The organism is Aeromonas sp. R4-1 (assembly GCF_040908325.1).
GTDB lineage: Bacteria > Pseudomonadota > Gammaproteobacteria > Enterobacterales > Aeromonadaceae > Aeromonas > Aeromonas veronii.
Window position 1 is genome coordinate 1 of record NZ_JBFODM010000046.1, and the last position, 14610, is coordinate 14610.

Here is a 14610-nt window from a genome sequence, read left to right on the forward strand (position 1 = left end):
TAAAGAGCGACGCAACAGTGTGTTGCTGCGGGAGTGGAATTCTACTCAACCGCCTTCTCGAGTCAAGCCTTATTTTCAAAGGCTTTTCGAGGTTACCGACTTGGCTTTCTGCGTTGCCGCTTGCCCTGTCGATGGAGGCGCATTATAGGGAACAGATTCTTTCTGGCAACCCCTTATCGGCAATAAAATTGCAAAAAACCGCACTTTTTTAGTTATTCATATCTAGGCACAGCTTTTATACAAACTTATCCACAGAAACCGGTTCCAGATTGCTAGAATGGCCGAAAACATGGAGGCCAAGATGGACTTGCGACTGAGACCCTATAAGGGAAAATGCCCGCAACTGGGCAAACGGGTGTATGTAGATCCCTGCGCGACACTGGTGGGCGATATCGAACTGGCCGATGATGCCAGCATCTGGCCCATGGTGGCGGCACGGGGGGATGTGAACCATATCCGCATCGGCGCCCGCAGCAATATTCAGGACGGCACTGTGCTGCACCTGACTCGCAAGAGCACCAGCAACCCGACCGGCTATCCGCTGCTGATCGGTGAAGATGTCACTGTGGGTCACAAGGCGATGCTGCACGGCTGCACCATCGGCAACCGGGTGCTGGTCGGCATGGGTGCCATTCTGCTTGATGGCGTCGTGGTTGAAGATGATGTGATGATCGGCGCAGGTTCGCTGGTGCCACCGGGCAAGCGACTCGAGTCGGGCTTTCTATATATAGGGAATCCCGTCAAACAGGCTCGCCCGCTCAAGCCCGCCGAGATCGCCTTCCTCAAGACCTCGGCCGACAATTATGTGCTGCTCAAGGATGAGTATCTGCAAGAGACCTGATAGGGCTGGCAGAAACAGGAAGCCCGGCATAATGCCGGGCTTCGCTTCTTATATAGCTATATAACCGTGCAGAACGGCTGACCGGAAATCAGTGAGCCTGATCCCAGTTGTCACCGGTACCCGCTTCAACCAGCAGCGGCACATGCAGTTCGGCTGCGGCCGACATCTTCTCCTTGATGATGGCGGTGTACTCCTCCAGCTTCTCTTCGCGGATCTCGAACACCAGTTCATCGTGTACCTGCATCAGCATGCGGATCGATTCATCCTCGATACCGCGGATCCAGCTGTCCACGTTGATCATGGCGCGCTTGATGATATCGGCGGCCGTGCCCTGCATCGGGGCGTTGATGGCGGCCCGTTCGGCAGCCTTGCGCAGACCGGCGTTGCGGGACTTGATATCCGGCAGATAGAGGCGACGACCAAACAGGGTCTCGACATAGCCCTGGGCTTCCGCCTGCTGACGGGTACGCTCCATATACTCCAGCACGCCCGGGTAGCGTTCGAAGTAGAGGTCCATGTACTTCTGCGCTTCGGCGCGGCCAATCCCCAACTGCTTGGCCAGACCGAAGGCACTCATGCCATAGATGAGGCCGAAGTTGATCGCCTTGGCACTGCGGCGCATATCGGTGGTGACCGCATCGAGCGCCACGCCGAACACCTCGGCGGCGGTCGCCTTGTGGATGTCCTTGCCCTCGGCAAAGGCGGTCAGCAGCCCCTTATCACCGGAGAGGTGCGCCATGATGCGCAGTTCGATCTGGGAGTAGTCCGCCGCCACCAGCTTGTAACCGGCGCTAGGAATAAAGGCCTGACGGATCCGGCGCCCCTGCTCGTTGCGCACCGGGATGTTCTGCAGGTTGGGATCAGATGATGACAAACGGCCCGTAGCCGCTACCGCCTGATGATAGGAGGTGTGTACCCGCCCGGTCTGCGGCTTAATCATCAGCGGCAACTTGTCGGTGTAGGTGGACTTGAGCTTGGCCAGCCCACGGTGCTCCATCAGCAGTTGCGGCAGCTCGTAGGTCTCCGCCAGCTCGGCCAGCACCTCTTCTGCGGTGGACGGTGCCCCCTTCGGCGTCTTTTTGATGATCGGCAGGCCCAGCTTGGTGAAGAGGATCTCCCCCAGCTGCTTGGGCGAGGAGAGGTTGAACTCCTGCCCGGCCAGCTCATGGGCCTGCTTCTCCAGCTCCGCCAAGCGCAGCTCGATCTCCTGGCTCTGCTGGTGCAGCAGCTTGGGATCGATGGTGGTGCCGAGCAACTCCATCCGCGCCAATACCGGCAGCAGCGGCAGCTCGATCTCACTGAATACCTTGGCGAGACCCGGCACGGCCTCCAGCTGACCCCACAGGGTCTGGTGCAGACGCAGGGTGATATCGGCATCTTCCGCCGCATAGGGAGCGGCCTGCTCCAGCTCGATCTGGTTAAAGGTGAGCTGTTTCACCCCTTTGCCCGCGATATCTTCAAAGGAGGTGGTCTCGACTCCGAGATAACGCTTGGCCAGCGAATCCATATCGTGACGACTGGCGGTGGAGTTGAGCACGTAGGATTCCAGCATGGTGTCGTAGGCGATGCCCTGCAGGTCGATGTCGTGGTTGAGCAGCACGTTGCGATCGTACTTGAGATTCTGCCCCACCTTGAGACGGGTCGGATCTTCCAGCAGCGGTTTGAGCTTGCCCAACACCACGGCCTCGCTCAGCTGTACCGGTGCCCCCAGATAGTCGTGGCCAAACGGCACATAAGCAGCCTTGCCCGGCTCAACCGCGAAGGAGACGCCAACAATACGCGCCTCCATATAGTCGAGACTGGTGGTTTCGGTATCGAAGGCAAACAACGGTGCCGCTTTCAGCTGTTCCAGCCAGCCGTCAAACTCGGCTTCGTCCAGAATGCAGCGGTAGTCGGTTTCGATGGCGGCAACCGGAGCGGCGCTCTCATCGCCAGCTTCGTCCTGTCCGGCGCTCTCGCTCCCCTCTTCACCACCGGATTCCAGCTCCTTGATCAGGTTGCGCAGCTCGTATTCGCGATAGACCGCCAGCAGGGACTCCTTGTCGACCGGCTTGAGCAACAGCTCTTCCAGACTCTGTTCCAGTTCGACGTCGGTCTTGATGGTCGCCAGTCGATAGGAGAGACGAACCTGCTCCTCCTGCTCGCGGAACTTGTCGGCGAACGCCTTGGAGCCACGAAAGCCGAGCGCGGCCACCTTGTCGAGGTTGGCGGCAATCTCGTCGATGCTGCCAATCCCCTGCAGCAGGGCCAGTGCGGTCTTCTCGCCGACACCGGTCATACCGGGAATGTTGTCGACCTTGTCACCCATCAGGGCCAGATAGTCGATGATGAGCTCGGGCGGTACGCCAAACTTCTCGATCACCCCTTCCCGATCGGTCTTCACATCTTTCATGGTGTCGATCAGGGTGACATGGTCGGAGACCAGCTGTGCCATATCCTTGTCACCGGTGCTGATCAGCACCGGCAGCTGCTTCTCGGTCGCCTGACGGGCCAGGGTGCCGATCACGTCGTCGGCCTCCACCCCATCCACCATCAGGAAGGGGAAGCCCATCGCCTTGATCATCTGGTGGATCGGGGCGACCTGGCTGCGCAGATCGTCCGGCATGCTGGCGCGGGTCGCCTTGTACTCGGGATAGATGTCGTCGCGGAAGGTCTTGCCCTTGGCATCAAACACCACGGCCACATGACAGTCAGGATATTGCTTGCGCAGGCTGCGCATCATGTTGGCCATGACACGGACGGCGCCGCTCGGCAAACCGGTCGATGTGCGCAGATCAGCCTGCTGGGAGGCGAAGAAGGCGCGGTAAAGATACGAGGAGCCGTCGACCAGAATAAGGGGGTTGCTAGGGGCCATGAAATCGTCCTGCCAGAGATAAACAGCCGCTAGGATGCCACAGGGCCCCCCTCACACCAAGGGGCGCAGCAACAGCACACAGCGCCTGATAAAGGGACTCAGTCTGTGGATAACTCTGTGTTCAAAAATGGGGCGCATCAGAGCACACAGTGATAAAACTGTGCATAGAAATATAAAAAGCCATTAAAAACAATGCGTTGAGATCGTAAAAACCGATCGCAAGACAGTTAGAATGATCTCGATCAATGTGGAAAAAGATTTAAGGGAGTAGGTACGGCAGGATCCAAAACGAAACAATCCTAGCACAGCAAGATGACTTGACCAGCGGAGGGCGAGCGATAACCATACAAAAGTACAACAATCCATCCTGGCTCACATTTTCAACAACGAGGAGTTTGCCATGAAAAAAGTGGCCGTGATTTTGAGTGGCTGCGGTGTCTTTGACGGGGCCGAAATCCACGAGGCCGTCATCAGCCTGCTGGCGTTGGCCCGTCAGGGAGCCGCCGTCCAGTGCTTCGCTCCGAACGTGGCGCAGCTCCATGTCATCAACCACCTGACCGGTGAAGTGAGCGAGGGAGAGAGCCGCAATGTGCTGGTCGAAGCGGCCCGCATCTGTCGTGGCCAGATAAAGGATGTGGCCGAGCTGGATGCGGCCGATTACGACGCGCTGCTGGTGCCCGGCGGCTTTGGCGCGGCCAAAAACCTGTGCGACTTCGCTATCAAAGGAGCCGAGTGCCAGATCCAGCCCGATGTGCTGAAAGCGTGCCAGAGCTTTGCCAAAGCCAACAAACCGGCCGCCTATATCTGCATCGCACCCGCCATGATCCCGCTGATCTATGGTGCCGGGACGCTGGCGACCATCGGCCATGACGAGGGTACCGCCAACGCCATCGAGGCGATGGGTGGCAGCCATCTCAACTGCCCGGTCAACGAATTCGTGGTGGATCAGGAGCGCAAGGTGATCTCCACCCCCGCCTACATGCTGGCCAACAACATAGTCGAAGCGGCGGACGGCATCGAGAAGACGGTCAAGCAACTGCTGGCGCTGTAATTCCCATCCCGCCAAAAACAGACGGGCCGCTCATGGAGCGGCCCGTTTTCAATTCTGCCTGAAGGCGATGAATTAGATGGTTTCGCCCATCTGATCCATTTTGCCCAGCAGGGCACGCAGACGCTCCTGCCATGCAGTGTGCTCGTTGCGCAGCTGATGGTTCTCGTCTTGCAGCTTGCTGTTCTGCTCTTTCAGCTCGTCCAGCTCCATCTTCAGCAGGGAGATGTTGTCGACGGCGGATTGTACTTTGGATTCGAGTTGCTCAAGGACTTCTAGTGACATATGCATACCTGTTTGTTCAATTGCGATGCCCCACAGAGGGCGATTCAAGCGCGTGAAGCCAGCATACCCCGAGCGCATCGGCACAAACAAGCCAGTGCGCTGTAAAATGCGCCTTCCATAGATGTATTGTCTAAATATGCGTCTATTTTTCTCGCATCCTGCGCCAGAGCCGCGACAACACACTGAACCGTGCGTAAAAGACCCCGCCGCCCGCGCATCATTTGCCCCCTCCTGACGGCGCCGCCGTTATCCATGCAAGGCAATATAAGCCCCCAGCAACAGACAGGCGACCACATACATCAGCAGGCCGTAGAGCAGGTTCCAGCGCAGGATCAGCCCGGCACTGAGGTTATAACGGGAGGCCAGCGCCAGATTGGATCCGGAGAGCGGACTGGTGCCGGTGGCAAGCCCCCATCCCAGCAGGAAACACATGCCGAGCAGGCTGGGATCCGGTGCCAGCGGCCAGAGCAGCGGCGCCAGCCCGGAGATACTGATGAGCGGATGTACCCCGACGATGGCCACCAGCAGGATCAGCAGCAGAGTGAGGGACGCTTCAAGCCAGCCAAAGTGGTTGAACAGCGGCAGGCCGTGACCGGCACCAAGATCGATGACCGACAGCGCACTGTTGATCCCTGCCGCCAGTAAACCGGCCCCCAGAAACAGCACCAGCTGACCACCGATGGCGGGGAAGCGCTCCACCACCTGCCGCTTGAGGGCCGCCTTGCGCCCGACCCTCGGCATAAAGAGCAGTGCCAACAGCGGGGCCACCAGCGCGATCACCGCCAGAATGCCAAGCTGGGGCCAGATCTGCTTGATGAGCAGTACCAGCAGCGCCAAGGTGACCGGCAACCCCAGGGTCTGCAGCCGCAGCGGATAACCGGCAAAGTCGGCCACTCCGATCCGCTCCACCTGCCAGGCGGTCAGTCCCATCGCCAGCAAGGCGGCGAGGATCCCGAACGGCAAAATATGGGAGAGCTGCAAGCCCGGCGCATAGGTGAGCGCCACCGCCATGGCGACAAAGAAGGGTGACCAGAAGGCGGCGGCACAGAAGATCCGGCTCAGCACCATCACCTGACGCCGCTCCAGGGTGTCATTGCGCTCCAGTCGATCGCCAATGATAAACAGCACCGAGAGGTTGATGACGGCCCCCAGCAGATTGAGGCTGGCCATGGTGCTCCACAGGCCTTTACGCCCGGTCCAGGAGGTGGTGCCGGTCAGCAAGCCGGAGGTGGCGAGGTTGAGAGTGCTCACCGCGGCAAACATGGTGAGCATATTGATGTTGGGCAACAACCAGTCACCGGCGGTGAGGGTCGCCCCCTGCCACCAGGAGAAGATGAGCAGCAACAGCGCCGCGCCATAAAGGGCTAGCGCCTGCCGCTTGGCGGCCCCCACCAGCCAGGGCCAGGTGAGCAGTGATGCCCCCCAGGCCGCCATGGCCGCAGGCCAGGGGGAGAGTCCCAGATAGAGATGCAGCAAGTTGAGCAGCCACATCCCCAAAATCAGATAACCCGACCAACGTTTGGCCATCGACTACTCCGGCCGGGAGATCAGAGACACTGATCCATATCCAGTGAAGGCTTGTCGCACTCCGGACGGCCGACGATCTTGGCAGGTACACCAGCGACCGTGGTATGAGGCGGCACCGGGTTGATCACCACGCTGCCCGCGCCAATTTTGGCGCCCACACCCACTTCGATATTGCCGAGCACCTTGGCGCCCGCCCCTATCATCACACCTTCGCGGATCTTGGGATGGCGATCGCCACTCTCCTTGCCGGTACCACCGAGTGTCACGCTCTGCAGGATGGAGACATCATCTTCAATCACTGCCGTCTCGCCCACCACTATGCCGGTGGCGTGGTCGAACATGATCCCCTTGCCGATACGGGCGGCCGGGTGCACATCTACCCCGAACACCACCGAGATCTGGTTTTGCAGATAGAGGGCCAGCGAGCGGCGCCCCTGCCGCCACAGCCAGTTGGCGACCCGATAGCCCTGCAGGGCATGGAACCCCTTGAGGTAAAGCAGCGGGGTGGAGAAGAGGTCGACCGCCGGATCCCGCTCCTGCACGGCGCAGATGTCGGCAGCCACTACCGTCAGCAGCTCGGGCTCGCTGCGCAGGGCCAGCTCGATCACCTCGCGCAGGGCGATGGCCGGCATGGTGGCGCTGTCGAGTTTGTTGGCCAGCTGAAAGCTGAGGGCCGAACGCAGATTCTTGTGATTGAGAATGGTGGAGTGGAAGAAGCTGGCCAGCATCGGCTCCTGGGCCGCCATGCACTCCGCTTCTTGCTGAATTTTGTGCCAGGTTTTGGCAACCAGTTCATCCATGTTGCAGCCTACTGTTGTTCTGGGTGAGGGCTCTGTTGTTCTTTTGTCAGCACCGAGATGGGGTCCATGTGGATGATGACATCCATCCGCTCGAATGCCTGGCGTACCGCCAGCTCGGCTTCATCGGCGATCTGATGGGCCTTGACCAGGGGGATCTGATCATCCAGTTCAAGATGCAACTGTACGAATCGGGTCGGCCCGGATTGACGGGTGCGCAGGTCATGTACGCCGTGTACACCTTCTACGGCACAGCAGAGCGCCATTATTCTCGCTTGTTCTTCCGCTGGCAACTGACGATCGAGCAGGGCCTGCACCGACTCGTAGCCGATGTGTCCCGCCCCCCACAACAGGAATAGCCCGATCAGGATGGCAAACAGGCCGTCGGCCCAGTACCACCCCTGCCCCGCCAGCACCAGCGCCAGCAAGACACCGGCATTGAGCAGCAGATCGGAACGGTAGTGCAGCATGTCGGCCTTGATGGCCACACTGTTGGTCTTGCGAATGACAACGCTCTGGAAGCTGACCAGCAGCAGGGTCAGCACGATGGAGCCGCCGCTGACCCAGAGACCCGCTTCCAGCCGCAGGATAGGCGCCTGATTGAGTAGGGATGAAATTCCGTGCATCACCAGCAGCAGGGCGGAGCCGGAGATAAAGGCCGACTGGATGAGGCCCGCCAGCGACTCCGCCTTGCCGTGGCCGAAACGGTGTTCGTCATCGGCGGGGGCCAGCGCATAGCGAATGGCCAGCAGGTTGATGATGGAGGCACTCACATCCATGAAGGAGTCGGTGAGCGATGCCAGCAGGGTCGACGAGTCGGTCATCAGCCAGGCGATCAGTTTGCCGATGATCAGCAGGGTAGCGGTGGTGACCGCCGCTATGCTGGCAAAGGTCACCCAACGGGAATATTGTTGATGGCTCAAAACCGGCTTTCCTCTGGCGATGAAAAACTTATTATACCCTGACCCCGGCGTCAGTTTGGCGCGAAAATCTGCGGAATAACACCAGATGAACAGAATACTCCTGGTCGACGACGATCTTGAATTGACCCAACTGCTCACTGAAATTCTGACCCTGGAGGGATTTCAGGTCACGGTCGCCGAGGATGGTGAAGAGGGGCTGCAACGGCTGGCGGAGCAGAGCTTCGATCTGGTGCTGCTGGACGTGATGATGCCCAAGCTCAACGGCTTTGCCATGCTGACCAAGCTGCGCAAGACCCACGACACCCCGGTGCTGATGCTGACCGCCCGCGGTGACAGCCAGGATCGGGTTAACGGTCTGGAAGCGGGTGCCGACGACTATCTGGCCAAGCCGTTCGATGACAGGGAGCTGCTGGCCCGGGTACGCGCCATCCTGCGCCGAACCCAGAGCGCCCCGCCCCAGCGCGGCAACTCCTCCGACGAAGTGCACTTCATGGATATCGTGCTGCAACCCGGCCTGCAGCAGGCCCGCTGCGGCGAACAACTGCTGGAGCTGACCGCCACCGAGTTTGGCCTGCTGGAGTGCCTGCTGCGCAATCCCGGCCAGATCGTCAGCAAGAGCCACCTCTCCGAGCAGGTGCTGGGCAAGAAGCTGGAACCCTTCGATCGGGCCATCGACATGCACCTGAGCAACCTGCGCAAGAAGCTGCCGGACCGCACCGATGGCCAGCCCCGCTTCAAAACCGTACGGGGGCGCGGTTACCTGTGGCTAGAGCAAGAATAGAGCGTATCAACTCCCTCAACGGGATCTCGACCCACATCTTCCTCTGGTTCTGGTTCATGCTGCTGGTGATGCTGGCCGCCGTGATCAGCCTGCCGACCCTGGATCCCCGCAACCAGATCCCGCTGCCGACCCACGAAGTCGCGCGGATGCAGAACAACGTGCAGGCCCTGCTCAACGCCGCCGAGCCGGATCAGGATTTCGATCTGGCCAAGGCGATGGACAAGATCGCCATGCTGCCGGTGGACAACGTCTACCTGCGCGACGAGAAGGGGCAGATCCAGTCCACCACCCATCCGCGCAAGTTCGTGGTGCGCTTTATGGTGGATGCCGATGACCCGGCCAATCCCATGCTGGGCAACGAGGATCGCAAGGCGATCGCCGGCCCCTTCCTGATGGAGCACCACGGCCATCGCTATCACGTCTATTTCGGCCTCAATGCCGAGAATCCCTACCTGTTCCTGTTTATTCAGGTGCTGGATCACCCGATCCGCATTCTGGGCATCTCGATGCTGGTCAGCACCCCGCTCTGCCTGCTGCTCGCCTGGCGGCTGACCCGCCCCATCCTGCAGTTGCAGAAATCGGTCTCCCAACTGGCGGCCGGCAATCTGGAGGTACAGATCCCCAACCTGGGACGGGGCGACGAGATTGGCCAGCTGGCGGATAACGTCAGCCGCATGGTGGAGACGCTCAAGAGTATGATCCAGAAGCAGAAACAGCTGCTTTCCGATATCTCCCACGAACTGCGCAGTCCCCTCACCCGGATGCAACTGGCGCAGGCGCTGATCCGCCGCAAGCAGGGTGACAGCGCCGAGCTGGCGCGGATCGAATCGGAGATCGGACGGCTGGACAAGCTGATCGGCGATCTGCTGGATCTGTCGCGGGTGCAGCAGCATGTGGAGGCACCGGTGGTGCACCCGCTGGCCGACCTGCTGGAGCCCATCCTCGAAGATGCCATGTTCGAAGCGAATCAGAGCGGCAAACAGCTCAGACTGCCACCGCTGCCTGCCGAGTCGATCCAGATGTGGCCCGAGCTGTTGGCCCGGGCGGTGGAAAACCCCCTGCGCAACGCCCTCAAATATGCCCGCGAGTTCATCAAGGTGGACTGGTATCGGGAGGGACTGGAGTGGGTGATGACCATTCGGGATGACGGCCCCGGGGTGCCAGACGAGCAGCAGGCGCTGCTGTTCCAGCCCTTCTTCCGGGTCGATGACGCCCGCAACGCCAAAACTGGCGGCACCGGGTTGGGGCTGGCCATCGCCTCGGAGGCGATCCAGCGCCACGGCGGTACCATTGCGGCCAGCAACAATCATCCCACCGGGCTGACCATCACCATCCGCTTGCCCATCGCCTGATCCTTTTCATCCGGACGGGCGCTGGGTATGCTGGCGCCCCTTCTTGGCTTTACATCTCTTTGCAGGAGCTCGTCATGCTCGATATCGTCCTCTACCAGCCGGAAATTCCGCCCAACACCGGCAATATCATCCGGCTCTGCGCCAATACCGGTTACCGGCTCCATCTGATCGAGCCGCTGGGGTTTGAGTGGGATGACAAGCGGGTAAAGCGGGCGGGACTCGACTATCACGAATTTGCCGAGGTGAAGCGCTGGCCGAGCTATGAGGCTTTTCTGGCTGCGGTGGCGCCCAAGCGGGTGTTTGCCTGCACCACCAAGGGACGCACCGCGCACTCGGCAGCACAATATGCCCTTGGCGACGCCCTGCTGTTTGGCCCGGAGAGTCGCGGCCTGCCCATCGAGATCATCGAGAGTCTGCCATGCGAGCAGCGGCTACGCATCCCTATGGTGCCCCAGAGCCGCAGCATGAACCTATCCAACGCAGTGTCTGTCTTTGTCTACGAGAGCTGGCGCCAGCTCGGCTACGACGGTGCCATGTAAGCGCCACCGATGATCAGTGGCGGGCGTCGAGCAGATGCCCGCTGCGCTCCAGCCGCCAGCAAGTGACCCCCAGCGACAGACCGCGCCCCACCATCAGCGCCGCCATCGCCGCCCATAACGCGGCCACGCCCCACGACTGACAGAGCCACCAGATCGGGAAGAAGCCGCCAAACGCGGCCAGCAACATGCTGTTGCGCATCTCCCGCGCTCGGGTCGCCCCGATAAATACGCCATCCAGCAGGAAGCACCAGACCGCCAGCAAGGGCATGGCGATCAGCCAGGGAAGCTGACGATGTGCCTCCGCCACCACGGCCGGAATGTCGGTGATATAGCCGATAAGGTGGGCACCGAAGAGGGCAAACACCAGGGTAAAACCACTGGCGATGAGGGCGGCCCAGCCCAGATTGAGCACGATGGCCTCCCGCAGTTTCTGCCGATCCTGCTGACCGATGGCTCGTCCTACCATAGCCTCCACCGCATAGGCAAACCCATCGAGTCCGTAGGAGATAAGCATCAGGAAGTTGAGCAGCACCGCATTGGCGGCCACCGCCACATCCCCCAGCCGTGCCCCTTGCAGAGTCATGAAGGCGAAGCAGAGCTGCAAACAGAGGGAGCGCAGGAAGATATCGCGGTTGAGGCCGAGCAGCCGCACCATGGGCGCGAGCTGCCGCCATCGCTGCCAGCCATCCTGCCACACCGTCGGCGCCAGTTGCCCCAGCTGACGGCGTACCAGCCAGATACCGACCGCCAGCGCGCAGTAGTCCGCCATGACCGAGGCCGCCGCCACCCCCCGCACCTGCCAGCCGAGTCCCAGCACAAACAGGGCATCGAGCGCCATATTGACCAGATTGGTGAGGATCAACATCACCATGGGGCTGCGGGCATCCTGCATCCCCAACAGCCACCCCATGATCACCAGATTGCAGAGCGCCGCCGGGGCGCTCCAGATCCGCACCGCCACATATTGGCCCGCATAGAGCTGCACCTCGGGCGAGCCGCCACTCAGAGCGATCAGTCGTGGCAACAGGGGGAAGAGCAACAACAGCAGCGCCAGGCCAAGAGCAATGGCCAGCCCCAGCGCCCGCAGCAGGGTATCAAGCTGGGCACGACCGTCGGCGGCGCCGTGCGCCTGCGCCGTCAGCCCGGTGGTCGACATCCGCAAAAAACCGAGCAACCAGAAGATGAGGTTGATCAGGGTCGCACCGACCGAGACGCCCCCCAGAAACCAGGCCTGACCGAGATGACCGATCACCCAGGTGTCCACCAGCCCCAGCAAGGGGGTGGTGATATTGGAGAACACCATGGGCAGGGCGAGCGCAAAGACCGCGCGGTGGCGAGAGGGATCACGCCACCAGGGGGCAACAGCTGGGGTCACGCTCAGTGGCCTGCCAACTTCAGGATGCGGGCGAAATCAGAGAGCATGGTGGCCATCTGCACCCTGGGCACCTGACCCGGCGCCACCTGCGGGCGGAACACCGCCTGCAGCTTGCCATTGGGATTGATGAGCACGATGGAGGCGGAGTGATCGATCAGGTAATCCTTCTCCCCCTGATTGGCGATGGAGTAGATGAGCCCCAGATTGCGCACGAACGGAAACAGCTTGTCGTGGGGGGCAGTGGCCGCCTTGAACTCGGGATTGAAGAAGGCGGTATAGGTCTTGAGGCGTGGAATATCGTCACGCTGGGGATCCGCCGAGATAAACACCACCTGACTGTCGGGCGCCATCTTCTTCAGCTGGTCATAGACGGAGCGCATATCTGCCAGGGTGGTGGGGCAGATATCGGGGCAGAAGGTGTAGCCGACAAACAGGAAGGTCCAGTGCCCCTTCAGGTTGGCAGGGGTGAACGGCTGGTTGTCCGCATCGGTAAAGGCAAAATCGTTGATGTCCCGCCCCGCCGGATAGTAGTCGGCCTGTTCCGGCTGCTCTGGCTGCGTGGCGTAGAACACCAGGATCAGGCAGGCTGTCAGCAGCAGAAAGAGCAGGGGATAGCGGAGCTTCATCATAACAAGAGACCCTTTCAGTTCGAGGCAGATGGCCAGCAGTGACCGGACAAGAGGGGGGCATTGTACCCCAGCGAGCCGCCAAGGTGGTTCAACCTTGTGCAACACCCTGTCAGGAGTCGACCATTTGGCATAATTAATCGCCAGTTGCGGCCATAAAAAAACCGGCCCCCTTGGGTGCCGGTTATGGATGGATTTGTTTGTCTCTTCTGCTCAGGGGCGAGCGTTACGCCCCTGCTGCAACATCTTGCCGATGGCCCGCACGCCGATGGGAATCACGGGGGCCAGCCAGCCCTCTTCCCCCTGGCGATCACCGTGACCACGCTTGAACAGCAGCACCAGACGCACCACCTTCTCTTTCGGGCATCCCAGCCAGAGCGTCCAGTGCGAACCACGATGGTGCAGCCAGAGACCGTAAAACCAGGTCATCCGGCTACCTTTGACGAAACGGGTGATTGACGATTCCGCTGGCGCAGCCCCAGCCTCTGAATCCCATGGCGATCTTGATGCCATACCAGTCCTCCTTGACCGACAGGTCATGTTGCTTCGTCGGCCTGAACTGGGAACAGGCCCGTCACGACTATCTGCAACCATTACGAGTGGTCCCCTTTGCCCGACAAGGCTCGGGATCTCCCCACTCCCCCTTCATATCCCGTGAAGGTGTACTGCCCGATTCTCGTTGTTACCGGCCCTCCCGTCCTGCGCATTGCGATGGTCAGAGGGAGGCGCCAAGCCCAGTCTCGGCGACAGGGCACTGATCTGAGCATATATCTGAAATGGATGATTGGTAGCCGGTCACGCAGGACAAAAATGCCGCCGCCGATGATCTGTTTGATATGACAGGGAAAGTGCGCCAGAAACAGCACGGCCTCTCGAAGGAGGCCGTGTGGCAAACGCAGTTGGCGGGGATGATTACATCCAGTCGGCGTTGCGGATCACCCCGACCGCCAGTCCTTCGATGGTGAGCTGCTGGCAGGAGAGATCCACCTCGATGGGGGAGAGCTCTTCATTCTCCGGCAGCAGCCATACCTGACTGCCCTTGCGCTGGAAGCGCTTGACGGTAACATCCTCATCGAGACGGGCGACCACCACCTGACCGTTGCGCACCTCCTGGGTCTTGTGAACAGCCAGCAGATCGCCATCCAGAATGCCGATGTTCTTCATGCTCATCCCCTGCACCCGCAGCAGAAAATCTGCGCGCGGATGGAACAGGGCGGGATCCACCTGATAGTGGCTCTCGATATGCTCCTGAGCCAGGATAGGTTCACCGGCAGCCACCTTGCCGATGAGCGGCAGGCCGCTCTCTTCCAGCACCTCTTCCTCTTCGAGCAACAGGCGAATGCCGCGGGACGTGCCCGGCATGATCTCGATGACCCCTTTTTTGGCCAGGGCCTTCAGATGTTCTTCGGCCGCATTGGCCGACTTGAAACCAAGCTTCTGGGCAATCTCGGCACGAGTCGGCGGCATACCGGTCTCGCTCATGTTCACCTTGATCAGCTCCAGCACTTCGGCCTGGCGGGGGGTAAGGGGTTTCATAGAATTGGCACCTGTCTTTTTATACAGCACACTGGCAGTATATACAGTGCAGTGGCCAAGGCAAGGCGCAGCTGACATTTGTCGCAACCAACCCCTCATTTACTGCTGTTTTGATCCTGCGCAGCC

The 14610-nt window shown here is 60.5% G+C and carries 14 protein-coding genes; 5 read left to right on the top strand and 9 right to left on the bottom strand.

Annotated elements, in window-relative coordinates; translation table 11 throughout:
* Positions 1-301: 301 nt before the first annotated feature.
* Positions 302-841, top strand: coding sequence for a gamma carbonic anhydrase family protein (locus tag AB5Y90_RS07460; protein ID WP_307895792.1), 540 nt, complete (start codon positions 302-304; stop codon positions 839-841).
* 88 nt (positions 842-929) lie between these two features.
* Here AB5Y90_RS07460 and polA read toward each other — a convergent pair whose 3' ends face one another.
* Positions 930-3695, bottom strand: a complete 2766-nt coding sequence (gene polA / locus AB5Y90_RS07465) for a DNA polymerase I (protein WP_307895793.1) — start codon at positions 3693-3695, stop codon at positions 930-932.
* Between the two features lie 400 nt (positions 3696-4095).
* On the opposite strand from polA, the gene elbB reads away from it, so the two are divergent.
* A complete protein-coding gene (gene elbB / locus AB5Y90_RS07470; protein WP_005339556.1) occupies positions 4096-4746 on the top strand; it encodes an isoprenoid biosynthesis glyoxalase ElbB in 651 nt (216 codons plus the stop codon).
* Positions 4747-4818: 72 nt separating this feature from the next.
* Here the strand turns inward: elbB and AB5Y90_RS07475 are convergent, their stop codons facing one another.
* From AB5Y90_RS07475 to AB5Y90_RS07490, 4 genes are all read right to left on the bottom strand, one after another.
* Positions 4819-5028, bottom strand: coding sequence for a cell division protein ZapB (locus tag AB5Y90_RS07475; protein ID WP_005339554.1), 210 nt, complete (start codon positions 5026-5028; stop codon positions 4819-4821).
* A 246-nt stretch (positions 5029-5274) separates the two neighbouring features.
* On the bottom strand, positions 5275-6555 hold the full coding sequence (locus AB5Y90_RS07480) for a hypothetical protein (protein ID WP_307895794.1): 1281 nt from the start codon (positions 6553-6555) through the stop codon (positions 5275-5277).
* A gap of 20 nt (positions 6556-6575) precedes the next feature.
* Entirely contained in the window at positions 6576-7355 is a 780-nt protein-coding gene (gene cysE / locus AB5Y90_RS07485; protein WP_005339552.1) for a serine O-acetyltransferase, read from the bottom strand.
* Between the two features lie 8 nt (positions 7356-7363).
* Positions 7364-8275 (bottom strand): cation diffusion facilitator family transporter, encoded by a 912-nt coding sequence (locus AB5Y90_RS07490; RefSeq protein WP_042081837.1) that lies wholly within the window; start codon positions 8273-8275, stop codon positions 7364-7366.
* Positions 8276-8360: 85 nt separating this feature from the next.
* On the opposite strand from AB5Y90_RS07490, the gene AB5Y90_RS07495 reads away from it, so the two are divergent.
* The 3 genes from AB5Y90_RS07495 (at position 8361) to trmL (ending at position 10947) form a co-directional block, all read left to right on the top strand.
* Positions 8361-9056 (top strand): response regulator, encoded by a 696-nt coding sequence (locus AB5Y90_RS07495; protein WP_005339549.1) that lies wholly within the window; start codon positions 8361-8363, stop codon positions 9054-9056.
* On the top strand, positions 9038-10408 hold the full coding sequence (locus AB5Y90_RS07500) for an ATP-binding protein (RefSeq protein ID WP_005356054.1): 1371 nt from the start codon (positions 9038-9040) through the stop codon (positions 10406-10408). The genes AB5Y90_RS07495 and AB5Y90_RS07500 overlap by 19 nt, the downstream gene beginning before the upstream one ends.
* A 74-nt stretch (positions 10409-10482) precedes the next feature.
* Entirely contained in the window at positions 10483-10947 is a 465-nt protein-coding gene (gene trmL, locus AB5Y90_RS07505; RefSeq protein ID WP_167574316.1) for a tRNA (uridine(34)/cytosine(34)/5-carboxymethylaminomethyluridine(34)-2'-O)-methyltransferase TrmL, read from the top strand.
* A 13-nt stretch (positions 10948-10960) separates the two neighbouring features.
* Here trmL and dinF read toward each other — a convergent pair whose 3' ends face one another.
* The 4 genes from dinF to lexA all read right to left on the bottom strand — a co-directional run bounded on the left by dinF (position 10961) and on the right by lexA (position 14484).
* Positions 10961-12322, bottom strand: a complete 1362-nt coding sequence (gene dinF, locus AB5Y90_RS07510) for an MATE family efflux transporter DinF (protein WP_307895796.1) — start codon at positions 12320-12322, stop codon at positions 10961-10963.
* A gap of 2 nt (positions 12323-12324) precedes the next feature.
* Positions 12325-12951, bottom strand: coding sequence for an SCO family protein (locus AB5Y90_RS07515; RefSeq protein ID WP_236269672.1), 627 nt, complete (start codon positions 12949-12951; stop codon positions 12325-12327).
* Positions 12952-13161: 210 nt separating this feature from the next.
* Entirely contained in the window at positions 13162-13377 is a 216-nt protein-coding gene (locus tag AB5Y90_RS07520) for a hypothetical protein (protein ID WP_019446524.1), read from the bottom strand.
* A gap of 483 nt (positions 13378-13860) precedes the next feature.
* Positions 13861-14484: a transcriptional repressor LexA gene (lexA, locus tag AB5Y90_RS07525; protein WP_005339540.1), complete on the bottom strand. Its 624-nt coding sequence runs from the start codon at positions 14482-14484 to the stop codon at positions 13861-13863.
* Positions 14485-14610: the final 126 nt, after the last annotated feature.

Bases quoted from the DNA above. Each gene is read 5' to 3' on its own strand.
- trmL (WP_167574316.1), top strand. From the start codon at position 10,483: ATGCTCGATATCGTCCTCTACCAGCCGGAAATTCCGCCCAACACCGGC.
- lexA (WP_005339540.1), bottom strand. From the start codon at position 14,484: ATGAAACCCCTTACCCCCCGCCAGGCCGAAGTGCTGGAGCTGATCAAG.
- AB5Y90_RS07515 (WP_236269672.1), bottom strand. From the start codon at position 12,951: ATGATGAAGCTCCGCTATCCCCTGCTCTTTCTGCTGCTGACAGCCTGC.
- elbB (WP_005339556.1), top strand. From the start codon at position 4,096: ATGAAAAAAGTGGCCGTGATTTTGAGTGGCTGCGGTGTCTTTGACGGG.
- AB5Y90_RS07460 (WP_307895792.1), top strand. From the start codon at position 302: ATGGACTTGCGACTGAGACCCTATAAGGGAAAATGCCCGCAACTGGGC.
- polA (WP_307895793.1), bottom strand. From the start codon at position 3,695: ATGGCCCCTAGCAACCCCCTTATTCTGGTCGACGGCTCCTCGTATCTT.
- AB5Y90_RS07520 (WP_019446524.1), bottom strand. From the start codon at position 13,377: ATGACCTGGTTTTACGGTCTCTGGCTGCACCATCGTGGTTCGCACTGG.
- AB5Y90_RS07475 (WP_005339554.1), bottom strand. From the start codon at position 5,028: ATGTCACTAGAAGTCCTTGAGCAACTCGAATCCAAAGTACAATCCGCC.
- AB5Y90_RS07495 (WP_005339549.1), top strand. From the start codon at position 8,361: ATGAACAGAATACTCCTGGTCGACGACGATCTTGAATTGACCCAACTG.
- AB5Y90_RS07480 (WP_307895794.1), bottom strand. From the start codon at position 6,555: ATGGCCAAACGTTGGTCGGGTTATCTGATTTTGGGGATGTGGCTGCTC.
- cysE (WP_005339552.1), bottom strand. From the start codon at position 7,355: ATGGATGAACTGGTTGCCAAAACCTGGCACAAAATTCAGCAAGAAGCG.